The organism is Paraburkholderia terricola (assembly GCF_003330825.1).
Taxonomy (GTDB): domain Bacteria; phylum Pseudomonadota; class Gammaproteobacteria; order Burkholderiales; family Burkholderiaceae; genus Paraburkholderia; species Paraburkholderia terricola.
Window position 1 is genome coordinate 2696084 of sequence record NZ_CP024941.1, and the last position, 23673, is coordinate 2719756.

The following is a 23673-nucleotide window of genomic DNA, read 5'->3' on the forward strand; positions in this document are numbered from 1 at the left end:
GCTGTTCCTCTGTCGCTCAATGCGCCGTGGGCGGTTGGGTCTGCACCAGGCTCTGCGCCGCTCGCGGCTCCGCGTACCAGTAGCTGATGACCCAATCCTCGTATTGGTAGGTCGCCGGCACGATCTTCGGAAATCCCATCCTGGCCTTGTAGCCGATGCGCGCACCCGGCGCGTAGTACTCGGGCACGAGGTAATACGAGTTGATCAGCACGCGATCGAGCGCGCGAGTCGCCGCTTGCAGGTCTTCGATCGTGGTGGCGGCAAGCGCGGCGCGAATCAGCGCGTCGACCGCCTTCGAGCGGATGCCCGGATAGTTTTCCGAACCGATCTGCGAAGCCGCCGCGCTGCCGAAGCGGCGTTGCAGCTCCGCGCCCGGAATCGTCACCGGCGGATAGATGAAGGTGGTCATGTCGTACTGGAAATTGTCGAGGCGCTTCTGGTACAACGCGCTGTCGATCTCGCGCATGTGCGCCTCGATGCCGAGCACGCCGAGCGCCTGCATGTACGGCAGGATCAGGCGATCCATGCCGGGCTGATCGTCCATGATCTCGATGGTCATCGGCGTGCCCTTCGCATCGCGCAGCGCGCCGTCGCGGTAGTGCCAGCCCGCTTGAGCAAGCAGGTCGCGCGCGACACGCAGATTGCCGCGCAATGAATTCGGCGCGATGGTGTCGGGCTGCTTCGTCATCGGCCCGAATACCTCGGGCGGCACGCTGTCGCGATACGGTTCGAGCAGCGCGAGTTCCTTGGGTCCGGGCAGGCCGGTCGCGCCGAACGGGCTCGCGTCGAAATAGCTATGCGTGCGCCGGTATTGACCACGGAACATCATGCGGTTCATCCAGTCGTAATCGAAGGCCATGCTCAGCGCGCGGCGCACGCGCACGTCCTGGAACATCGGCTTGCGCAGATTGATCAGCAAGCCCTGCATCTGCGCGGGGCCGTCGGCGAATTCGCCCTTCTTCAGCATGCCGTTCGTGAAGTTCTTGCCGACGTACTTGCGCGCCCACTGCGTCGCGCTGTATTCGACGACCACGTCGGCGTCGCCGGCCTTGAAGGCTTCGAGTTGCGTGTAGTGATCGCGGTACAGCTTGAACGTGATGCTCGCGAAACGGTACATGCCGCGCCGCGACGGCAGATTCGCGGCCCAATAGTTCGGATTGCGGCGGTAGGTGACCTGCTTGTCGTTCTTGCGCGACTCGATCAGATACGGGCCGCTCGCGATCGGCGCCTCCGAGGCGATCTGATCGAACGGCGGGCGCGTGCCGTCGGCGCGCATGCCCCACTTGCGCGAGAAGATCGGCAGGTCGCCGGCAATCAGCGGCGCCGAGCGCTCCGCATGTTTGAAGTCGAAGCGGACGGTGGCGTTGTCCACCACGACGGCGCGTTTGATCACCGCGAACTCCGCGTTGAACATCGGCGAAGCCTGCGGACTCGTCAACGTATCGAACGAATATTTGATGTCCGCCGCGGTAATCGGGTCGCCGTTCGAAAAGCGCGCGGCCGGGTTGATGTGGAAGGTCGCCGAACCCAGGTCGGCGGCGACTTCCACGTCGTCCGCGATCAGCGGGTACTCGGAGGCCAGTTCGTCCCAACTGCGCTGCATCAGCGTGTCGAACATCAGGCGCCGGATATCGGGAGCGGGCGCGCCGCGCACCAGAAACGGATTCAGCGAATCGTAGGTTTGCAGCTCGTCGTAGTTCTGGAAGCTGAGCGTGCCGTCGGCGGGCGCACTGGGATCGGCGTAGTCGAAGTGCGTGAAATCGGCCGGGTATTTGGGCTCGTCGTATTGAGCGATCGACGGCCTCGCCTGCGCGGGCGCCGCGCTCAGCGTCAAAGTCGCGGCTAGCGCCATCGTCCATGCCGCGCTCAGGCTAAGCAGTGGCGCGCGCGTCAGCGGGGGCACGGCGCGCGGCCAGCGAAACTTCACAAGTCTCATCTTCGGAATGCGTGTGGATGGGTGTGATTGCGTGTGGATAGACGCCGGCTCGCGGGCCGGCCTGGTACGTCGCGCGATACGTGACGCACTACGTCGAACCGGCGCGAGGACGGCTTGCGGCCGTCGCTCGCGTTCCCTTCGCCGACGCGCGTTGCCGCCGCGCGCCGTGCTTACTCGTCGTCGCTCGCGGCGGTCTTGAACGAGAACGCCACTTCACCGACGTAAGCCTCCGCGTTCTTCTCGCATCGATACGACTTCGCCGCGCTGATGACCGCCTCGTTGAACACCGAGGTGGGCGGCGTGACGCGCATGATCTTCACGTCGTTCACGCTGCCGTCCGGGCTGATCGACAGATGCGCGATCACGGTCGCCGAGATGCCCTCCTGCAACGCGCGGCGCGGAATCTGCGGCTGCACGGCCTGACAGTGGCCGCGGCCGTCGACCACCCCATGCAGCGCGGGCGGCGCCGCGGGCACGGGCGGCGCGGCCGCGGCCGTGGCCGGTCCGGGCGTGGCGTTCGCCGTCGCGAGAGCGGGCGCATTCGCGTTCGGATTGGCAGCCGGCGCGATGTTGGCGGGCTTCGGCGTGGGCGACGGCATCGCCGGCGGCGGCTTGGGCGTCGGCAGCGGCTTGGGCTGCACCTGCTTCGGCACGGGCTTGACCGGCGTGGGCGCGGGCGGCGGCTCGAGCTTCTTCACTTCCGGCGGCGGTGGCGGCGGCGGCGCCATCTCCACCTGCATCACCTTGCGCGCGGGCGGCGGCTCCTGCTTGAAGCTCACCTGCGAAAGTCCGGCGACGATCAGCAGCTCGACCACCAGCGCCACTCCCACGGCCGTCTTCATGGACATGCGGCCATGCTGCGCCGGCGTGGACTCTGCCCAGAGTGCGCCGTTCAGGCGACTTCGCGGGTCTTTCATGTCGAGTACCGGAGAGCTCATGTCGTCGGATTGGTCGCCAGTGCTACCGAGCTGATGCCCGCCGCGCGCACCAGGTCCATGACCTTGACGATGTTCTTGTAGCTCGTGCCTTCGTCGCCGGCGATCGCCACGTCGATCTTCTTCGAATCGTGGACGAGCCCTTCGAGATGCGCGGTCAATTCGGTCGGCGTGACGGGCTTCGCGTCCAGATAAATCTCGTCGCTTTTGGTGACGCCGATCGACACCTTCACCGTCTGCTGCAACTGCTCGGCCGTGCTCGATTGCGGCAGATCGAGCTTGATGCCCGCGCCCTGAATCATCTTCAGCGTGGCGAGCATGAAGAACACCAGCAGGAACATCATGATGTCGATCATCGGAATGATCTCGATGCGCGCCTTCTCTTCCGCGCCCAGGTAATGGCTGCGATGGTTACGCATGATCCTTCTCCTTGACGGTTCTTCAGGCGGCGAAGCGCGACACGAGCAGCGACTTGATCAGGTCGAACTGATTGACCGTCATGCGGATGCGCTTGTTGAAGTAGTTCAGGAAGATCACGCAGATGATCGCAATGGTCAGCCCGCACGCGGTGGCCGTCAGCGCGTGGCCGATGCCGCCCGTCACGCCGTTCGGGTTCGAGGTGCCGCTCGCGCCCAGCACGTTGAACGACTCGACCATGCCGATGATCGTGCCGAGCAGGCCGAGCAGCGGGCCGAGCGTCACGGCCGTATCGAGAATCCACAGATTGCGGTCGAGGCGCGGCATCTGGAACATGATGGTTTCCTCCAGTTCGCGCTCCACCACCGCTTCCGGTTTGCCCTGCACCTTCAGCGCGCTCTTGACGAGTTCGCCCTGCACGGTTTGCTTATAGTGTTCGGCGACCTTGCGCGCGTCGCCCAGATTGGCCGGCTCGACCATCTTCAGATCATGTTCGAGCGTCTTGCCCGCCTTGACCGCTCGCGAGAAGAACATGAAGCGCTCGACGATGATCGAGATGCCCAGCAGGAAGATAAAGGCCAGCAGGGGAATCAGGCCCATCGATTGAACTGAATAGTTGATAAGGGTATTGAGCACGGGGAACTCCCTATTACGTGTCGAACAAAGGCAGGCCGCTCCGGTCTCGATGACGGAGCCGGAGCGGCCGACTGACTAAACGGACTGCTGATGCATCAGAAACGGTACGTCGCGCCGACCTGGAAGAAGCGGCCGATGTTGGTGTAAAGCGACTGGTCGTAGCCGGTGATATCCGGGGTGGCCTGCCACTCCACGTCGAACGGCGGCTTGCGGTCGAAAATGTTGTTGATGCCGCCGTAGATCGTCCAGTGCTTGAAGCCGCGATACGTCGCCATCAGGTTGAACTGGCTATACGAGGCGACCGACAACGTGCCGCCGTCGCCGAACTCGGCCGCCACCGCATTGGTGTACGGGCCGGTGTATTGCCAGGTCAGCGTGGTGGTGAACTTGCGGTAGTCCCAGCTCAGGCTCGTGTTGCCCTTCCAGCGCGGATTGCTGGCGCCGAACGGTTGCAGCAGCGCGAGGTTGTTGCCGGCGAAGTCCTGGGTCGGCGCGCCCGGGCTGTTCAGCTTGAAGTGCCACACGTACACCCAGTCGCCCGCCAGCGTGAAGGTGCCGTACTTCGTGCCGACCGACTTGCGGAAATTCATGTCGAAACCGTCGGTGTCGAGCGAGCCGAGGTTGACGAACTGTTGCTTGATGTAGGCCACCGTGCCGTCGGGATTGCGGATCACCGTGGCCGGGTTGTTCGCATCCATCACCGCGTTCGGATCGTTGGTGCCGATCACGCCGTCGATGTGAATCTTGTAGAACGCCGCGCCGATATCCGTGGACGAGTCCGGCGAGAGCTGGAAGCCGATGTTGTAGTTCTTCGTGTGCTCGGGCTGCAGATCCGGATTGCCGTTGGTCTGCTCGGTCGTGAAGTGCTTGGTCGGCACGCCGCTCGGATCGTTGGGATCGACCAGGTTCTGGTGGCCGAGGTACACCGCCTGCGAGTTTTCAACCAGCGTCGGTGCGCGGAAGCCGCGGCTGTACGACGCGTAGGTCGTGAGCGCCTGCACCGGCTGGAAACGCAGCGCGAAGCTCGGCGAGAACGCGCCGCCGAAATCGCTGTAGTGGTCGTAACGGCCCGCTTGCGTGAACGTCAGGTTGCGGATGATCGGAATATCGACCTGGTAGTAGACGGCGGCCACATTGCGCGAACCGTCGACCGTCTGAATGTTGGCCGGCGCGGTGATGCCCTGCGCGCTATAGGTGCGCGAGTTGATCAACGAACTCTCGTGACGGAACTCCGTGCCGAAGCCGACGCCGACCGGGCCGCCCGGCAGATTGAACAGGTTGCCGGTCGAGGTCTTGGCGGTCACGCTGTCGAGCTTGGAGATCGCCTGCTCGTAGTCGTTCTGGAACACGCCGTTCAAGCCATTCGGCGTGGCCGACGGATTCGAGAAATTGAAGCCGCCGTTCTGCAGGATGCTTTCCACGCCCGCCACGTTCAGCACGTTCCGGTAGGTGGTGTCGACCGTGCTTTGCGAATGGCCGTAATCCGCGGACCAGTCCCAGTCGCCGAACTTCTGCGTGGTGAACGAGCCCTTCACGCCGGTCGACGCACGCCAGAACGTCGATACCGTATCGGCCGAAACTGTATTCGGGAACGTGTAGCTGATCGGCGTCGCGACGCCGAAGGGGTTGTACGGGTTGCTCGCCGAGACGGTGCGCGAGAGCGGCAACGCCGAACCGGTCGCCGGGTTGAACGCATTGGTCGTGCTGGAGAGCGCGGCCGGACCTTCGTTCTGCACGGTTTCGTTGCGGCTCACCCACAAGTCGGCGTAGGCCTGCACGTCGTCGTTGATCTTGAAGGTGCCGCGCACTTTCGCGTTCAGGCGCGTGATGCCCGGAACCAGCGAGGTGGTGCTGGCGGGATTCGATTTACACGTCGAGCCGTCGTTCGCCGACACGCTGCCGGGCGGGCACGGGCTGAGCGCGACCTTGGTGCCGTCGGGCGCCGTCCAGTACGACTGCTGGTTCGGACCGAGCGGGCCGGCGAGGCCGCCGGGGAACTGGCTGAAGTCCTGATTGGCGGTGAGCGAGCGATCGGCGAGCGACGAGCCGCTGTCGCGGTAGTAGCTGGCCGCGGCTGTCACGTTGAAACGGTCCGAGTTCAGATCGCCGATGCCGCCGAGCACGCTGAAACTCCCTTGCGCGTCGCCGGGATGCTGCGCCTTGCCGAGCTGGCCGTCGATCTGCAAGCCCTGAAAGTTCTTCTTCGTGATGATGTTGACCACACCTGCGATCGCATCGGAGCCGTACACCGACACCGCGCCGGTCTTCACGATGTCGATGTGGTCGACCATGTTGAGCGGGATCGAGTTGACGTCGAAGAACGTGTCGGTGAAGTTCACCGCCTTGCCGTAGTTCGCCACCCGCTGACCGTCGACCAGCACCAGCGTGTACTTCTCGCTGAGCCCGCGCAACGCGATGCCGCCGCCGCCCTGCGCGGAGCTGTTCATCGTCGTTTGCCCCCAACTGCTGCCGGAGTTCGCGGACGTGCCGCGCAGAAAGTCCGCCACCGTCGTGTAGCCGCTCTGCTCGATTTCCTTCGGCGTGATGGTCTGCACTTCCGTGTTGCCGACCTTGTCCGACGTGCGGATCAGCGACCCGGTGACTTCCACGCGTTCCATTTTGGTCACGTTGCCCGTGTCCGTCGCGGCCGGTGCGGCTTCCGATGTCGTCGTTGCAGCGGTGCCACCGGTCGTGGCCGGCTGGCTTTGCGCGAACGCGGGAGCGGCGATAGCCGCCGACAACGCGAGTTCAGCCCAAAGTATTCTTTTGATGGCCAACGCCAATGCCCTTTGTTTCATTTTCCCCTTCTCACTCGTCAGTAAGACCACACCCTGTTGTGCAAAGAAAAGTCTTGTGAACTTCTCCGCTCGATTTACAGCGACGACGCACCACTTTTTGCAAAAGTTGCCCCGAATCTGTGCAATGCACTAAAACGAGCAAATGCATATAAATGATTCGGCAATACATGGGCACTTAAGCTTTCTTAAAATCGCAATCGTGATTTCTTACAGAACAGTAAACAAATTGCTTTCTAATTCATTTCGATCGCCGCAAATGCAGGCGCCCGGCGGAATAATGTTTTTTCCGCGAGCGATATCCTGCGTAATCACAAGACGCACCTTCTGAATACCTAAATATTTATTTCTTGATTGCTTTAGAACTTTTGCTGTGCTGGTTCGACGGGGACAACCTCGAGGTGCGAGCCAGGACAGTCGACATCTTCGGCGACTGTCTCGTCAGCTTCTCGGGAAACGCTCTGTCGTCCGCGTTGTCGCGGCGGCTTGTTCCTTGTTATCGGGTGGCGGAAACATAGCAAGACAGAATCGCTTCGTCAAAATTTGTTTGATATAAGCAAATAAGTTTTCATGTGCCGTGGCGTATGAAGCTCAAAAACGGAGGTCAAAGGGCGGCGCTCGCCGAGTGGCGGACCGCATCGAAAGCCGCTTAATCGTGCGACGGCGAGAAATCCAGCGCGAGCGAAAACCGCGGCCGCTAAATGCGGTCGCATGACTTCAAAATCGGCATGGAAAGCCTGAAGACAAATAGCAGCGCAATGCGTGCGGATGTCTCGCCGGCCAGGCGCTATTCGTGATGAAGGCGCTTGATGGAAGGGGACAATATCAAACCAAAAACGGCCGTCAAACTTTTTTTGATGAATGAAGACCTGATTGGTACACCGGCCTCATTAGATAGATGCCTCTAATTGTCGAGGCGCTCCCGGCGAATCCCACTATGTCGCGAATCGCGGCGACTAAACAACGCGCGCCGCGCACTAAACATTAATAGCGCGATAAAAACGCGCACGGCCCACATCGCTTCTCGCGATGCAGGCCGTGCGTGGATTCATGCATGAATGCCCGCGAGAGGACGGCTCGCGCTACCCGTTGGTGCCCTCGCCTGCTTCAACCGGCGCGACGACGCGTGCCGCTTCCGTGCGTTCGAGCACCGGCTTCAGCGCGGCACCCGTGTGGCTCTCGCGCACACGCACGAGTCCTTCAGGATCGGTTGCCGCAACGATGGCGCCGCCACCCACGCCGCCTTCAGGACCGAGATCGATGATCCAGTCGGCCTCGGCGATCACGTCGAGATCGTGCTCGATGACGACGACGCTATGGCCGCCATCCGCGAGACGATGCAGCACGCGGATCAGCTTGGCGACGTCGGCCATATGCAAGCCGACGGTGGGTTCGTCCAGCACGTACAGCGTATGCGGCGGCTTCTGCCCGCGCCGCGTGATGTCGTCGCGCACCTTGCTCAACTCGGTGACGAGTTTGATCCGCTGCGCCTCGCCGCCCGACAACGTAGGCGACGGCTGGCCGAGCGTGAGATAGCCGAGCCCGACGTCTTTCATCAATTGCAACGGATGCGCGATGTTCGAGATCGGCGCGAAGAATTCGACGGCCTCGTCGATTTCCATGGTCAGCACGTCGCCGATATTCTTGCCGCGCCAGGTGACCGCGAGCGTCTCGGGATTGAAGCGTTGCCCGTGGCACACATCGCAGGGCACCTTCACGTCCGGCAGAAAGCTCATGCCGATAGTGCGCACGCCCTGCCCCTCGCAAGCCGGGCAACGGCCTTCGCCGGTGTTGAACGAAAACCGCGAGGCCGTGTAGCCGCGCGCACGCGCTTCGAGCGTGCCCGCGAACAGCTTGCGGATCGCGTCCCACACGCCGATATACGTGGCCGGACACGAACGCGGCGTCTTGCCGATCGGCGTTTGATCGACTTCGAGCACGCGGTCGATGCTTTCCCAACCGGTGATCGAATCGCAGCCCTGCCACGCATGCGTGACGTTCAGCGGAGCGCGCGGCGCCGTGCGCGCCAGCACGCTCGAACGCCGGTTCGCGGCCGGCTGTTGCTCGGCCGCCGCGCGCGCGCGCCGCGTGGCCGGCGACGACAGCACCGAGCGCCCGACCGCATCCAGCAGATTCGCCATCAACACGTCGCGCGCCAATGTCGATTTGCCCGAGCCGCTCACGCCGGTCACCGCGACGAGGCGCGACAGCGGAATGCCGGCCGTGACGTTGCGCAAGTTATGCAGCCTCGCGCCATGCACCGTCAGCCAGTTTTCCGGCACCGCGGCCGCGCGCCTGGCAGGCGCGACCACCGCGCGGCGCGGCTGCAACGGATGCACGATCGGCCGCGCGAGAAACTGCCCGGTTAGCGAATCAGGCTGCGCCGACAGATCGGCCACGCTGCCCTGCGCGATCAGCGTGCCGCCGCGCTTGCCCGCGCCCGGCCCGATATCGATGATGTGATCGGCACGCCGGATCGTGTCTTCGTCATGCTCGACGACCACCAGCGTATTGCCCTTTTCGCCCAGTTTGCGCAAGGCGCTCAGCAGAATCTGGTTGTCGCGTGGATGCAGACCGATGGTGGGTTCGTCCAGCACGTAGCACACGCCTTGCAGATTGCTGCCCAGTTGCGCGGCGAGGCGGATACGCTGCGCTTCGCCGCCCGACAGACTCGGCGCGGCACGATCGAGACTCAGATAGCCGAGCCCGACTTCTTCCAGAAATTGCAGACGGCTGCCGATTTCGCTCACCACGTCACGCGCGATTTCCGCGTCGCGCCCGCTCATCTCCAGCGAATCGATCCACGCGCGCGTATCCGACACGGTCCATTGCGCGACATCGACAATGGACTGCGCGTTGAACGTCACCGCGCGCGCGGTGGGGTTCAGACGCGTGCCGGCGCAATCCGCGCAGGGTTCGTCGACGAGACCTTCCGGTTCCTGCTCTTCCGACGGCAAGCTCTGCTCACGCCCGCGATTGTCGTCGACGACGATCGTATCGTCGTAGGCGGCGCGTTGTTCGCGCGTGAGCGCGAGACCCGTGCCGACGCAAGTGGTGCACCAGCCATGCTTGCTGTTGTACGAGAACATGCGCGGATCGAGTTCGGGATAGCTCGTGCCGCATGTCGGGCACGCACGCTTGGTGGACAGCACCTTCACGTCGCCCACTTTCGCCGTGGGATGACCGCCGTTGATCGCGTCGTGCAAACCGTCGAGCGGCGCCAGCAGATGCATCACGCCCTTGCCGATTTCCAGCGTCTGGTCGAGCGCCTCGCGCAACCCGGTTTCATTGTCCGGCGACACGACGAGGTCGGCCACCGGCAGTTCGATCGTGTGTTCGCGGAAGCGGTCGAGCTTCGGCCAGGGGTCCACCGGCACGAACTCGCCATCCACGCGCAGATGCGTGTTGCCGCGCGCTTTCGCCCACTTCGCGAGATCCGTATAGACGCCCTTGCGGTTCACGACGAGCGGCGCGAGGAAGCCGACGTGCTGCCCCTTGTGATCGCGCAGCAACTGCGCGGCAATCGATTCGACGCTTTGCGACGTGACCGGCGTGCCGTCGTGAATGCAATGCTGCAAGCCGAGCTTCACATACAGCAGACGCAGGAAGTGCCACACTTCCGAGGTGGTCGCCACGGTACTCTTGCGACCGCCGCGCGACAGGCGCTGCTCGATCGCAACCGTGGGCGGAATGCCGTACACCGCGTCGACTTCAGGCCGCCCGGCCGGCTGCACGATGGAACGCGCGTAGGCGTTCAGCGATTCGAGGTAACGGCGCTGCCCCTCGTGAAACAGGATGTCGAACGCGAGCGTGGACTTGCCCGAACCGGAGACGCCGGTAATCACGTTGAACTTGCCGTGCGGAATATCGACGTCCAGCGATTTCAGATTGTGTTCGCGCGCATTGACGATGCGCACCACGTCCTCGCCCTCGATCGCCCGGCGCGCCCGCGCCGCGCTCAGCGCCTTTTGCAGCGGAATGCCTTGCGACGCCGGTTCGGCCGCCGCGTTCATCGCACGGTCGTATTGCAGCAGCGCCTCGCCGGTATGCGATTCCGCGCATTGCTTGACGTCTTCCGGCGTGCCCGCGCACAGCACGCGACCGCCGCCGTCGCCGCCTTCCGGGCCGAGGTCGATCAGCCAGTCGGCCGCGCGGATCACGTCGAGGTTGTGTTCGATCACGATGAGCGAATGACCGCTCGCGAGCAGTTTGCCGAACGCCTGCATCAGCTTGGCGATGTCATCGAAATGCAGGCCCGTGGTGGGCTCGTCGAACATGAAGAGGCGTTTCGCAACGGCCTGTTTCGCAGCGCGCGCGCTGCGCGCCTGGGTCGATTCGGCGAGGAAGCCCGCGAGCTTGAGCCGCTGCGCCTCGCCGCCGGACAGCGTGGGCACCGGCTGGCCGAGCTTCACGTATTCGAGGCCCACGTCGACGATCGGCTGCAACACGCGCAATACCTCCGCGTCATTCGCGAAGTAGGCGGTGGCTTCGCTCACGGTCAATTCGAGCACGTCCGCGATGCTCAACGCGCGCGCCGGTTGGCCGCGCTCGATCTTCACCTCCAGCAGTTCCGCGCGGTAACGGCGACCGTCGCAATCGGGGCAGCGCAGGTACACGTCGCTCAGGAACTGCATTTCAATGTGCTCGAAACCCGAGCCGCCGCAGGTCGGGCAGCGCCCGTCGCCGGAGTTGAAGCTGAACATGCCGGGACCGTAGCCGCGTTGTTGGGCGAGCGGCGCCCTGGCGAACAGCTTGCGGATTTCGTCGAATGCGCCGACGTAGCTGGCCGGGTTCGAGCGCGCGGTCTTGCCGATCGGCGACTGGTCGACGAACACCACGTCCGTGACCTGGTCGGCGCCGCTCAGGCTTTTGAATACGCCGGGCGATTCGGTGGCGATGCCGAAATGCCGCGCCATGGCCGGATATAAAACGTCTTGCAGCAAGGTGGATTTGCCGGAGCCCGACACGCCCGTCACGCAGACGAGCCGCTGCAACGGAATCTCGACCGTGACGTCGCGCAGATTGTGCTCGGTCGCGCCTTCCAGCACGATGCGCGGCGTGTCGTCATTCACCGGACGCTGTGACCAGTGCGCCGCATCCGCCACATGGCGGCGGCCGCCGAGGTACTCGCCGGTCAGCGTGCCGGACGAGCGGATCGCCTCGGGCGCGCCGTCGTAAATGATCGAGCCGCCGCGCTCGCCCGGCCCCGGACCCATGTCGATCAGACGGTCCGCCGCGAGCATTACCGAGGGATCGTGCTCGACCACCACCAGCGTATTGCCCGCATCGCGCAAGCGGTGCATGGCTTCGACGATGCGGTTCAGATCGCGCGGATGCAGGCCGATGCTCGGCTCGTCGAGCACGAACAGCGTCTTGGTGAGCGACGTGCCCAACGCCGTGGTCAGGTTGATGCGCTGCACCTCGCCGCCCGAGAGCGTGCGGCTTTGCCGGTCGAGCGTGAGATAACCGAGGCCGACGTCGCACAGATATTTGAGGCGCGTGCGCACCTCGGCGAGCAGCAGTTTGAGCGCGTCGTCGAGCAAAGCGCTCGGCAAGCTGATTTCGTCGAAGAAACGCCGGATGCGTTCGATCGGCATCAGCATCAGATCGTGTACGGTGAGGCCCGGCAAGGCCTCGAGTTGCGCGCGCGACCAGTCGACGCCGCGCGGCATGAAGCGCTGCGCGGCCGGAAGCACCTGGTCCGCGTTCGCCTTGCTGCCGAGGCGCCACAGCAGCGATTCCGTTTTCAGGCGCGCGCCGCCGCAGGTTTCGCACGGCGTATAGCTGCGGTACTTGGACAGCAGCACGCGGATATGCATCTTGTACGCCTTCGATTCCAGATACTCGAAGAAGCGCTTGACCCCGTACCAGTGGCTTTGCCACTTGCCGTTCCAGTCCGGCGAACCGTTGATGACCCAGTCGCGCTCGGCATCCGTCAGTTCGCCCCACGGCGTGCCGCGGCGGATGTCGGCTTTGGCCGCATAGCGCATCAGATCGTCCTGGCATTCCTTCCAGGCCGGCGTTTGCATCGGCTTGATCGCGCCTTCGCGCAGCGTCTTGCGCGCGTCGGGAATCACGAGGCCCAGGTCGACGCCGATCACGCGGCCGAAGCCGCGGCAGGCTTCGCACGCGCCGTATGCCGAGTTGAACGAGAACAGCGCCGGCTGCGGGTCGGCATAACGCAGGTCGCTTTCGGGGCTGTGCAAACCGGTGGAGAAACGCCAGATTTCCGGCTCGGCCGGGGTCGTTTCAGGCGCATTGGGCGCAGTGGATGCATCGGGCGCGGCGGGCAGCACGTAAATGTTGACGCGCCCGACACCGCGCTTGAGCGACGCCTCGATTGCCTCGACCACCCGTTGCTTGTCGACCGCGCGCAGCCGGAAGCGGTCGGCCACCACGTCGAGCAACTTCCGCTTGCCGGTGGGCGAATCGACTTCGCGTTGCGCCTGCACGCGCGTATAGCCGCTGGCCGAGAGCCACTGCTCCACTTCCTGCTCGGACGCCGACTCCGGCAACTCGACCGGGAACGTGACCACCAGCCGAGGATCATGCTGCGCGGTGCGCTCCAGCAACTCGGCGTAAATCGTCTCCGGCGTGTCGTGACGCACCTGGCGCGCCGTCTTGCAATCGAACAGTTCGGCCGCGCGCGCATAGAGCAGCTTCAAGTGGTCGTTGAGTTCCGTCATGGTGCCGACGGTGGAGCGCGAACTGCGCACCGGGTTGGTCTGGTCGATCGCGATGGCGGGCGGCACGCCGTCGACCCGGTCGACTTGCGGCCGGTCCATGCGGTCGAGAAACTGGCGCGCGTAGGCGCTGAAGGTCTCGACATAGCGCCGCTGCCCTTCCGCATACAGCGTATCGAACACGAGGCTCGACTTGCCGGAACCGGACGGGCCGGTGACGACCGTCATTTCGCCGGTTCTTACGTCGAGATCGACGTTCTTGAGGTTGTGCTGGCGTGCGCCGCGGATCTTGATAGTGCCGTTGGATGACAATTTTTTCGACCGTCTGAATGAGTGGGCCACCTCTCACGGACGCCTCGCGACCGCGCAAGTTCGATGCAGCCAGGCCGGCGGGAACACACGCCGAAGGCCTGGTTACGACGGGATACTATACTGTATATTCATACAGTTTTCCACGACGCCGCACGCTCGCAAAGTCGCTTCCCACAGGGTGCGACTTTCGCTCGCGCCTGCTTTCAAAACCCTTTCCGGCGCGGCGGGCACCGTTATACTGGCGGTCGCCGTGAACGGTCCCCGCGATTGCCGTTCATGCTTTTGCCGCCCGGCAAGCTCAGGAATCGATTTCCCGGCGTCATCGGTCATTTTCAATCAGGAGACGGATATTCATGTTCAAGCTTATGGTGTTGCTGGCGGCCGTAGCCGCGTCGAATGCGGCTTTCGCGAAGGCCGATTGCACGGCGCATCCGAAGAGCGAATGGATCAAGGAGTCGGACGCGCGCGCTCAACTGGAAGCGCAGGGCTACAAGATCAAGAAGTTCAAGGTCGACGGCAACTGCTACGAGATCTACGGCCACAATAAGGACGGCAAGAAGGTCGAGATCTATTACGACACCAAGACGCTGGCCGTCGTGAAATCGGAAATCGAGTAAGCGGCAGCGCTTGCGAACCATGCACCCATCGCACGGCGCGCGAGTCGCGACCTGGGACATCTGGGTTCGTCTCACGCATTGGACGGTGGCGGGCATCGTCCTGTGGAATCTGTTCGGCCCGACCGACCAGATACATCGGGTGCTGGGGTACTGTGCGGCCGGGCTCGTCGCATCACGTCTCGTCTGGGGCGTGATCGGCACACGGCCCGCACGGTTCTCGAGCTGGTGGCCCACACGCGCACAACTCGTCGCTTATCTGCGTTCGCTGGCTGCGGGACAGGCGCTACACCACGCGTCGCACAATCCGCTTGGCGCTTTGATGGCCGCCGTGCTGTGGTTCTTGATTGCCGCGCTCGCCCTGAGCGGGTTCGTCATGCGTCTCGATGCATTCTGGGGAGAAGAATGGCCCCAAACCGTCCACTATTGGTTATCGGTGGCATTGCAGGGTTGCGTTGTCGTTCATATCGTCGCGGCTGTCGCAATGAGCGTGTGGACTCGTGAGAACCTCATCGCCGCCATGATCACCGGCCGCAAGCGGCGCCGCGCTTAGCCTGGACCCGCTCGCCGCCAGCGCATCAGCCACGCAGCGTCGCGCGAGCACTTCGGTCGGATCGACGAGCCGCACCATCCGTCCACCCGGGCCCGCCAGCGTCGAGCCGCGCAGCAGCAGCGGCAATTCGGTACACCCCAGCACGATCACCTGCACGCCTCGGGCGACCAGATCATCGACCGCCGCGTCGACGTCGTCGCGACATTCGCCCGCGAGATGGCCCGCCTTCGCACCGTTCGCGCCATAGATCGCGTTCATCAGCCGCGCCTGGGCGGCCGCGGCCGGCGCGATCTGCACGAAGCCGCGCGCCTCGAGCGCTTTCTCATAGACGCGGCTCGCGAGCGTGCCCGAGGTCGCCAGCACGCCGACTTCGCGCAAGCCGGGAAACGACTCGCGCAGATAATCCGCGGTACAGGTCAGCATATTGACGATCGGAACGCCGAGCGAAGGCTGAATCCGTTCGACGAACGCATGCGCCGTATTGCACGGAATCGCGATCAGATCCGCGCCGCCCTCTTCGAGCGTTTTGCATGCGGCGTAGAGCGCGAGCGTCGGATCGTCGCCGCCGCCGAGCAGCGCCTCGGTACGGTCGGGAATCTGCGGGTCGTGTTCGACCATGACCTTGATGTGATCCTGGTCGCATGCGGCGGGCGTGTTGCGCACCAGCTTCCCCAGGAAATCGACGGTGGCGGCCGGCCCCACGCCGCCCAGCACGCCCAGCTTGAAGCGCCGCCTGGGCGGCGAGTATTGCCCCGCCGTGACGTAGCGCGCATACACCAGGTTCGCATCGACGAGCGGTACATCCAGCGTGCCGAGCGCGCGCGCGACCAGGGCGATCTCGGCGAGCCCCGGCAAAATGATTTCCGCGCCTTGCGCGACGAGATCCGCGCATGCCGCGCGCAGCAACTCCACGGGCCGGCCATGAAGATGTCCGCTTTTGATGCCGTTCTCGCCGTACACCGCGTTCGTCACGCAATCGACGCCCGCTTCGTTGCGCGGATGCAGCACCTCGTAGCGCCCGGCGTCGAAATAGCGTTCGAAGAGACCGTTATCGCGAATCGCGTCCGACGTCAGCACGCCGATGCGGCGCACCAACGGATAAGCTTGCCGCACATGCGCCGACAGCGCGCTCATGAGGTTGGCGATGGGCACGGCCACGTTCGCCGAGAGTTCGTCGATAAAGACATGGCTGAGAAAGCACGGCAGGACGATCGCATCGACGCCGCGCTTTTCGAACGCGCGCATCGTGTCGAATACGTGAATCTTGAACTGCGCGTTCGCCGTGCTCTGCGAAGCCGGTCCCGGCCAGGACCGCTGTTCGAGGACGAGATCGATGGGCCGCGCGCGGCGGCGGCAGATGGCGGCCATTCTGCTCAGGACGTCGGCGCTGGCAAGCTGCGCCGCCCCGGTGACGACGCCCAGCGAACGATAGCGATTCATGATGACTTCCCCCGACATTGTTCCGATCGTCCGCCTCGATGCCGGGCGGCTTTTTCGCGCTTGAGGATGACATTATGTCGAGGGAGTATGACGTGGGGTTAACCACGAAAATAACAATTTCTTCGCGTTCAGCGCGGCATGGAGGCCGCGAGGGCACTTCAATCGTCAGCTTCGCGGCGGCCCTCGTAAGCCGTCAGCATCTTGTGCGCGACCATGTCCACGGCCGGTTTCACGAGACCGTTCTTGTCGGTCCACACCTTGGGCGTCAAAGTCCCGCTGAGCGCGACGCTGTCCGCATCGCCCAACGCGAGCAGCGCCGTTTGCACGTCGTCGTCGAACGCGATCACGTTGACGAAAATCGTGTCGCCGTCATGGGTGGCGGCCCGCACCTTGCAGGTGACAAACCGCCTGCCGTTCTGCCCCGTGCGAATCTGCGCCTCGCCGTACAGCCGCCCGCCCACTAGTCCTTCGATCATCGCCCTACTCCTGTTGTCGCGTACCGTGCAAAAACCCGTGCAAAAAGCAGGATTGCCCAGCACGATGCGTATGATCCCACGAGAGACCGCGCGGCCCGCATGAAACAACGCATCGTTCGCGCGTCAAGCGGCGATCGTGAGATCGACGCCACGCACGAGGCGCTTCGCAAGGCGCGGTTGCCGCAACTGTTCGAGCCACCATTGCAACGCGCGCCCTTCATGATCGCCGCGCCACGCGACGTACAACACGTTCGGCTCGCGCGGATCGGCGGTCGCCTTCTCCACCAACTCGCCCTTCTTCAGCAACGAAGCCACCCGCTGACGCGGCAGCCATCCGACGCCCAACCCGTCCCGCTGCGCCAGAATCTTGGCGCGCATGCTCGGCACGGCGAGCGACGCCTGTCCGCCGATCACGCCGTATGCGCGCCCCGCCGTCGCGCGCGACGAATCGGCGACCACCACCGCGCGATGCTCCAGTATCCGTTCGCGTGCGAGCGGTCCCGCGACGCTCGCCAGCGGATGCCGCGGCGCGACCGCGAACACCCACTCCATCACGCCAAGCTCGAACCAGCGCAAGCCGGGGATCGCCGGCGGTTCATTGGTCGCGCCAACGATCAGATCGGCGCGGCCGTCGCGCAACGCTTCCCACGTGCCGCTCAACACTTCGTGCGTGAAGCGCAGCTTGACACCGGAGCCGAGCGCGTCGAAGGCGCGCACCACGGGCATCAGCAATTCGAATTCGAGAATCTCGTCCGTGACCACCCAGAGGCGGTCTTCCCAGCCGCTCGCGATCTGACGCACGCGCTGCGTCATGCGCGCCATGTCGAGCATCAAGCGGGCGGCTTCGTCGGCGAGCAGTTGGCCTGCCGGCGTGAGTTGCAGGCGGTAGCGGCGGCGGTCGAACAGCAGCGCGTCGAAACGCGTTTCCAGTTGCCGCGCGGCGTGCGAGATCGTGGACGGCGCCTTGCCGAGGCGCGCCGCCGCGCGCGACAGACTGCCGGTCTCGCGAATCGCGTCGAGCAAAGCCAGTTCGTCTTCCGACAACATGTTCCATTCCTTCGAACAATTTCGACGGGAAAATAGTACGGCAAAGGGGCGACGCGAGTCCACCATGGCGATCAGCCCCTGACGTCTCGCCAAAATGCCATGACGACGGGATTTCGAAAAATCCGCATGAGTGCTGCGTGCGCAACCCGAAGCGGCATGACGGCGAGCGCGCCGCATGATCGCGCGCACCTCGATACTTCGGCCATCATGGCCAGCGTGAAGGAGTCAATCTCGTGTCGACACATACCGTGACCACCCCGCCCGTCAGCGGACTGCGCATCAACAACGTGGCGCTCGCCACCGGCGATCTGAACAACGCGATCGCGTGGTATGAAAAAGTATTCGGCTTCGTCGTGACCGAACGCGGGCACTTCGATGCCGTCGGCGCGGACTACGCGATGATCGAGGCGGCGGGGGTGCGCATCGAACTGGTGTCGCGTCCGCATGCCGATCCGCAACGGGTCGATCGCACGCCGCCGCCGAATCATCTGGACGTGCTGGGCTACAAGGCCGTGGTGTTCGAAACCGACGACCTGGCCGCGGCCACCGCCACGCTGACGCAACACGGCGTCGAGTTTCTGTGGGCGAATCAGCCGCTCAACGAAGCGCGCAGTTCGACCCTGCTGCGCGATCCCGAAGGCAACCTGATCAACGTCTTCGGACCACGGCGCGCGCCCGGTTGACGCGTCCGTTCACAGTGAAGCCCGCGTCGCCGCGCCAGCCGCCTCGAAGATGTCGCGCAACCATTGCGCAAACACCCTCACGCGCGACGACAACTGGCGGTTCTGCGGATACAGCACCGAAACCGGCATCGACGGCGGCGGAAAGTCCGCGAGAATGATCTTCAGCCGCCCGGCGGCCAGTTCCCCCTCCACGCGATACCGCGGCACCTGCACGATGCCGAGCCCCGCCACCGCGGAACCGGTATAGAGATCGGCGCCTGTCACCGATACCGCCGACGGCAGGACCATCGCTGTCTGCCGGCCGTCGATGCTGAATTCGAGCGGCACCGGCTTGCCGGTCGCGCTCGATACGTAATTGACCGCCCTATGCGCGGAGAGCGCCGACGGATCGGCCGGCTCGCCATACGCATCCAGATACGCGGGACTCGCCACCGTCACTTGCGGCAGTTGCGCGACGCGCCGCCCGACCATCGACGAATCCTGCAAATGGCCCGCCCGCAGCACGCAATCGATCCCCTCCCGCACGAGGTCGATAAGGCGATCGTCCTCGCCGATCGTCAGTTCGATGCCCGGAAAGCGCGCGAGAAACGCCGGCAGCGCCGGCACCACGAAGTTCCGCGCCAGCGTGCCTTGCAGGTTCACCCGCAACAGCCCTTTCGGCGCGGCGTTCGAAAACGAGCCCTCCGCTTCCTCCATATCGGCGATCAGCCGCACGCAGCGGCGGTAGTACGCCTCGCCGTCGTGCGTGAGCCGCACCGTGCGCGTGGTGCGTTCGAGCAGCCGCGCGCCGAGCCGCTGCTCCATGCGCTTCATCAGATTGGTGACGGTGGCGCGCGGAATTTGCAGATCGTCCGAAGCGCGCGTGAAGCTTTGCCGCTCGGCGATCCGCACGAACACCCGCATTTCCTCGAAACGATCCATGTTCGACGGCCCTTGGCGCGGGCTAACCCGCCTACTGTTAAAGCAAATGGAATGATGATGCGCAGTCTAGCCCGATTATCTCAGCGACGAAAGCGTCCATGATTCGTTTCACCTACTCATTTCGATCGAGGAAACGAATCATGAACAGGCTCAAAAACGCACAAATTGCCATCGTGACCGGCGCATCCCGCGGTATCGGCGCGGCGGTCGCACGACGTCTCGCCAAGGACGGCTTCGCGGTCGCCGTCAACTACGCGTCGAGTTCGAACGAAGCCGACGCGCTCGTCGCCGAACTCACGGCGGCGGGAACCAGGGCGATCGCGATCCAGGCCGACGTGTCGAATGCGGACGACGTGCGCCGCATGTTCGAGGTCACCGAACAACAACTCGGCAAGATCGACGTGCTGGTCAACAACGCGGGCGTGCTCAAGCCCATGCCGCTCGCCGACACCAGCGACGCGCTGTACGACCATAACTTCGACATCAACGTGCGCGGCGCCTTCAATACCTTGCGCGAAGCCGCTGCGCGGATGAACGACGGCGGACGCGTCGTCAACTTCTCCAGCACCACGCTCGGGCTGAACATGCCGGGCTATGCGATCTACAACGCAACCAAGGCCGCCGTCGAAGCCTTCACGCACGTGTTCGCCAAGGAATTGCGCGGCCGCAAGATCACCGTGAACGCGGTGGCGCCTGGCCCGGTCGCCACGGCGCTGTTCCTCGACGGCAAGACCGACGAACAGATCCAGACCTTCGCCAACATGCCGCCGCTGCAACGCCTCGGCCAGCCGGACGATATCGCCTCGGTCGTGTCGTTCCTCACCGGTCCCGACGCGGGCTGGGTCAATGGACAGGTCTTGCGTGCGAACGGCGGCGTGGCCTAAAAACCGGTTGCCGGCGTTCGCGTATCCCGATGCAGTCCGCCGTCATGACAGCGGACCGTGCGCCGCTCCGGCCGAACTCGCGAAAGGAGACGCGGAGCCGGAGCGCGTGCCGCTTACACCGCCTTCGGATTGCGCTCCGCGAATCCTTCCTGATGCCAGTACGGATAAGCGGGACGCACGGCGCTGGCCGCGTCGAGTTTCGCCATCTGCTCGGGCGTCAGATTCCAGCCCACCGCGCCGAGGTTCTGCCGCAACTGTTCCTCGTTACGCGCGCCGATCAGCACCGTCGACACCGTAGGCCGCTGCAACAGCCAGTTCAGCGCGATCTGCGGCACCGTCTTGCCGGTTTCGGCGGCGACTTCGTCGACCGCATCGAGCACGCGGAACAGATACTCGTCCGGCACCGGCGGTCCCATGTCGGCGGTTTTATGCAAGCGGCTCGTATCCGGCAGCGGCTGGCCGTGTTTGATCTTGCCGGTCAGACGCCCCCAGCCGAGCGGACTCCACACCACCGCGCCCACGCCCTGATCGATGCCGAGCGGCATCAACTCCCATTCGTAATCGCGGCCCACCAGCGAGTAATACGCCTGATTCGCGACATAGCGCGGATAACCGTAGCGGTCCGCGATGTCCTGCGATTTCATCAGATGCCAGCCGGAAAAATTCGATACGCCGGTATAGCGGATCTTGCCGGCGCGCACGAGATCGTCGAGCGTGGACATCACTTCGGCGATCGGCGTTTTCGCATCGAAGCCGTGCAACTGGAACAGATCGATGTAATCGGTTTGCAAGCGTTTGAGCGCCGAATCCACCGCCTGAATCAGGTGAAAGCGCGACGAGCCGACGCTGTTCGGCGCGTCGTCGAAACGAAAGGTCGCCTTGGTCGAAATGAGCGCCTTGTCGCGCTTGCCCTTGAGCGCCTCACCGAGTACCGACTCGGAGGCGCCGTTCGAATAGATGTCCGCGGTGTCGAACAGGGTGACGCCCGCGTCGAAACAGATGTCGATCAGACGCCGCGCTTCGGCGACGTCGGTGGCGCCCCACGCCTCGAAAAATTCGCCCTTGCCGCCGAACGTGCCGGTGCCGAAACTCAGCACCGGCACCTTGAAGCCGGACGCACCCAGATGTCTGTATTCCATTGATGAACTCCTTGGCCTGGCCCGTCGATTAACGGGCATTCAGTCTACGCGCGCCGGCGCAATCGCGCCGGCAGGCTGACAAGGATTCTGGCGTTGAGGTGTTGCAAAGACGAGGCGTGACCGTGGATTTTTATCGCGGCTCGACGGTGCACATGCCGATGCCGCGTGGGGTGCCGCGTGTTGCTTTACTGCGCCGCGACGGACAGATGCTTCCGTTTGGCGAGTGCCTGAGCCATCGCGTAGTGCTCCTGGATGATCGGCAACGACTTCTTGGCGACGGCCTTCAACTGCTCGTCGCGGCCCGAAGCGATTTCCGCCTGGAACGCCGACAACGCCTTCTGCTGGCCGGCGAGTGCGACCTGCTCGATATAAGCCTTGTCGAATTCGGCGCCGCGCAGATTGTTGATGCTCGCGAGCACCGCCATGTCGGGATCGTTCTTCGGCACATCGACGCCACGCGGGCTGGCTGCGCGCAGCGCGTCCGAAATCTTCGCGTTGTCGGCCGAGATGCGTTCGGCGAATGCCTTGACGTCGCGGTCGGAGGAACGCGCGGTGGCGATGCGTGCCGCGTCGCGTTGGGTCGCGACGGCCTTGGTGCCGTCCGCGATGAAGGTCTGATCGGCGGCATGCAGACGGGTGGCGTCCGCCGCCGCTGTGGCCGGGGCGGCGGTGGTCGGAGCGGGGGCCGGCGCGGTTTGAGCATTGGCCGCGGTGGCGACGACGAGCAGGCTGGCGACGCAGGCACGGGTGAGGGTTGCGAGAGGCAAGCGGATCATATTTTCTCCTTGGAGTGAAGCGAAACAACAGCGATGCGTGCGCGCCCCGGATGCCGTGGGCTGCGCTCAACTTACGCAGGCGGCTTGCGAGCCGCTGGCGGCGCCACGCTTTTATCGCTGTGAATTCTAGGAGCCGCCCGGCGCACCATGTGAAACGACGCTGTCGCTTCTGTAACGGCAGGTAACGCTCAGATGAATGACCGCAAGCGGCCGCAGCGACGCTGCCGCTTTGGTCCCCAATCAAAGGCATGCGTGTTAACCATGGGAATTCGAGTAAACAAGCACGAATCGCTGAACTTTCCGGGCATCGCGCCGATAACAGGGATGTAAGGCGCGCGCCAGGGCCACACGCAACGTATGCATGGCGCACCACACGCACGCAATCCTGGAGAGATTCGATGGCAGTAGATCACCGCGCGAACGACGAACGCAGCAACTTGACCAGTTCCAACAAGTTCGAGTTATTGCTGTACCGGCTGGGCTCGGTGCCCGGCAGCGACGCACACGAGCTTTACGGCATCAACGTGTTCAAGGTGCGTGAAATCTCGACCATGCCGCCGGTCACGCCGATCGCCGGTTCATCGCCGTTCGTGATGGGCGCGGTGGACATTCGCGGGCAGATCATTCCCGTGATCGACCTGCCGCGGCTGATGGGCTGCGAGCCCACGCGCGGGCTGAATATCCTGCTCGTGACCGAATTCGCGCGTTCGACGCAGGCGTTCGCGGTCGAGGAAGTCGACGACATCGTGCGGCTCGAATGGAATCAGGTGCTGTCCGCCGAGGGCGCGGCCGGCGGCAATCTCGTCACGAGCATTGCCCGCATCGACGGCAACACGGGCGACTCGCGGCTCGCTCAGGTGATCGACGTGGAGCAGGTGTTGCGCGACGTGTTTCCGTCGCAGCATCCGAGCGTGGACCCGGCGTCCGTCGGCGAAGCGCTGGGCATTCGGCGCGGCGCGAAAATTCTTGCCGCCGACGATTCCGGTTTCGCCCGCAAGCTGATCGAGCAGGCGTTGACCGCGATCGGCGCCGACTTCGTGATGGCCAAGACCGGTGAAGAGGCCTGGCACACGTTGCAGGAAGTCGCGCGCGAAGCCGAGGCTAACGGGACGCGGGTCAAGGATAGTATTGCCCTCGTGCTGACGGACCTGGAGATGCCGGAGATGGACGGGTTCATGCTGACCCGGCAGATCAAGGCCGATGAGCGCACCCGCGATATTCCGGTGATCATTCATTCGTCGCTGACCGGGGCCGCGAACGAGGCGCACGTGAGGAATGCCGGGGCCAACGGGTATGTGGCGAAGTTTGCCGCTGGGGAGTTGGCGGATGCGATTCGGAATGCCTTGAGCGGGGTGCCCGCGGCGGACGTTGCCGCGTGAGGTTGCTATTTGCCGTGCGGCTGCGGCTGCTCGGCCGCGCGGTAGTC

The 23673-nt window shown here is 64.2% G+C and carries 16 protein-coding genes and 1 pseudogene; 5 read left to right on the forward strand and 12 right to left on the reverse strand.

Annotation, left to right across the window (positions count from 1 at the left end):
- Positions 1 to 16: 16 nt before the first annotated feature.
- From CUJ90_RS11945 to uvrA, 6 genes are all read right to left on the reverse strand, one after another.
- Positions 17 to 1936 carry an extracellular solute-binding protein gene (locus CUJ90_RS11945; protein ID WP_114162823.1) on the reverse strand — a complete coding sequence of 640 codons (1920 nt, stop codon included), beginning with the start codon at positions 1934 to 1936 and terminating at the stop codon, positions 17 to 19.
- Positions 1937 to 2106: 170 nt separating this feature from the next.
- Positions 2107 to 2784, reverse strand: coding sequence for an energy transducer TonB (locus CUJ90_RS11950; RefSeq protein ID WP_244219918.1), 678 nt, complete (start codon positions 2782 to 2784; stop codon positions 2107 to 2109).
- 86 nt (positions 2785 to 2870) lie between these two features.
- Positions 2871 to 3290 carry an ExbD/TolR family protein gene (locus tag CUJ90_RS11955; RefSeq protein WP_114162826.1) on the reverse strand — a complete coding sequence of 140 codons (420 nt, stop codon included), beginning with the start codon at positions 3288 to 3290 and terminating at the stop codon, positions 2871 to 2873.
- A gap of 22 nt (positions 3291 to 3312) precedes the next feature.
- Entirely contained in the window at positions 3313 to 3924 is a 612-nt protein-coding gene (locus tag CUJ90_RS11960; RefSeq protein WP_073430104.1) for a MotA/TolQ/ExbB proton channel family protein, read from the reverse strand.
- Positions 3925 to 4019: 95 nt separating this feature from the next.
- Positions 4020 to 6722, reverse strand: coding sequence for a TonB-dependent receptor plug domain-containing protein (locus CUJ90_RS11965; RefSeq protein ID WP_114162827.1), 2703 nt, complete (start codon positions 6720 to 6722; stop codon positions 4020 to 4022).
- Between the two features lie 1079 nt (positions 6723 to 7801).
- Positions 7802 to 13714, reverse strand: coding sequence for an excinuclease ABC subunit UvrA (gene uvrA / locus CUJ90_RS11970; RefSeq protein ID WP_422879688.1), 5913 nt, complete (start codon positions 13712 to 13714; stop codon positions 7802 to 7804).
- A gap of 353 nt (positions 13715 to 14067) precedes the next feature.
- Between uvrA and CUJ90_RS11975 the strand changes: the two genes are divergently transcribed.
- Together CUJ90_RS11975 and CUJ90_RS11980 are read left to right on the forward strand one after the other, a co-directional pair.
- A complete protein-coding gene (locus CUJ90_RS11975; protein WP_083084065.1) occupies positions 14068 to 14331 on the forward strand; it encodes a PepSY domain-containing protein in 264 nt (87 codons plus the stop codon).
- Positions 14332 to 14350: 19 nt separating this feature from the next.
- Positions 14351 to 14872: pseudogene (locus CUJ90_RS11980) on the forward strand (cytochrome b/b6 domain-containing protein); the annotation flags it as partial.
- Here the strand turns inward: CUJ90_RS11980 and cuyB are convergent.
- The 3 genes from cuyB to CUJ90_RS11995 form a co-directional block, all read right to left on the reverse strand.
- Entirely contained in the window at positions 14759 to 16321 is a 1563-nt protein-coding gene (cuyB, locus tag CUJ90_RS11985; protein ID WP_114163539.1) for a cysteate racemase, read from the reverse strand. The pseudogene CUJ90_RS11980 and the gene cuyB overlap by 114 nt on opposite strands.
- Positions 16322 to 16479: 158 nt before the next feature.
- Positions 16480 to 16797: a single-stranded DNA-binding protein gene (locus CUJ90_RS11990; RefSeq protein ID WP_073430490.1), complete on the reverse strand. Its 318-nt coding sequence runs from the start codon at positions 16795 to 16797 to the stop codon at positions 16480 to 16482.
- A 123-nt stretch (positions 16798 to 16920) separates the two neighbouring features.
- Positions 16921 to 17844 (reverse strand): LysR family transcriptional regulator, encoded by a 924-nt coding sequence (locus CUJ90_RS11995; RefSeq protein ID WP_114162830.1) that lies wholly within the window; start codon positions 17842 to 17844, stop codon positions 16921 to 16923.
- Between the two features lie 233 nt (positions 17845 to 18077).
- Between CUJ90_RS11995 and CUJ90_RS12000 the strand changes: the two genes are divergently transcribed.
- Complete coding sequence (locus CUJ90_RS12000; protein ID WP_114162831.1) at positions 18078 to 18527, forward strand: VOC family protein; 450 nt, start codon at positions 18078 to 18080, stop codon at positions 18525 to 18527.
- A gap of 9 nt (positions 18528 to 18536) precedes the next feature.
- Here the strand turns inward: CUJ90_RS12000 and CUJ90_RS12005 are convergent, their stop codons facing one another.
- On the reverse strand, positions 18537 to 19448 hold the full coding sequence (locus tag CUJ90_RS12005) for a LysR family transcriptional regulator (RefSeq protein ID WP_114162832.1): 912 nt from the start codon (positions 19446 to 19448) through the stop codon (positions 18537 to 18539).
- Positions 19449 to 19588: 140 nt separating this feature from the next.
- Here CUJ90_RS12005 and CUJ90_RS12010 point away from each other — a divergent pair, with 140 nt between their 5' ends.
- A complete protein-coding gene (locus tag CUJ90_RS12010) occupies positions 19589 to 20332 on the forward strand; it encodes an SDR family oxidoreductase (protein ID WP_114162833.1) in 744 nt (247 codons plus the stop codon).
- Between the two features lie 113 nt (positions 20333 to 20445).
- Here CUJ90_RS12010 and CUJ90_RS12015 read toward each other — a convergent pair whose 3' ends face one another.
- A complete protein-coding gene (locus CUJ90_RS12015) occupies positions 20446 to 21471 on the reverse strand; it encodes an aldo/keto reductase (RefSeq protein ID WP_114162835.1) in 1026 nt (341 codons plus the stop codon).
- Between the two features lie 185 nt (positions 21472 to 21656).
- A complete protein-coding gene (locus CUJ90_RS12020) occupies positions 21657 to 22247 on the reverse strand; it encodes a DUF4142 domain-containing protein (protein WP_114162837.1) in 591 nt (196 codons plus the stop codon).
- Positions 22248 to 22645: 398 nt separating this feature from the next.
- Here CUJ90_RS12020 and CUJ90_RS12025 point away from each other — a divergent pair, with 398 nt between their 5' ends.
- A complete protein-coding gene (locus CUJ90_RS12025; RefSeq protein WP_073430497.1) occupies positions 22646 to 23626 on the forward strand; it encodes a chemotaxis protein CheV in 981 nt (326 codons plus the stop codon).
- The last annotated feature ends 47 nt before the right edge of the window (positions 23627 to 23673 follow it).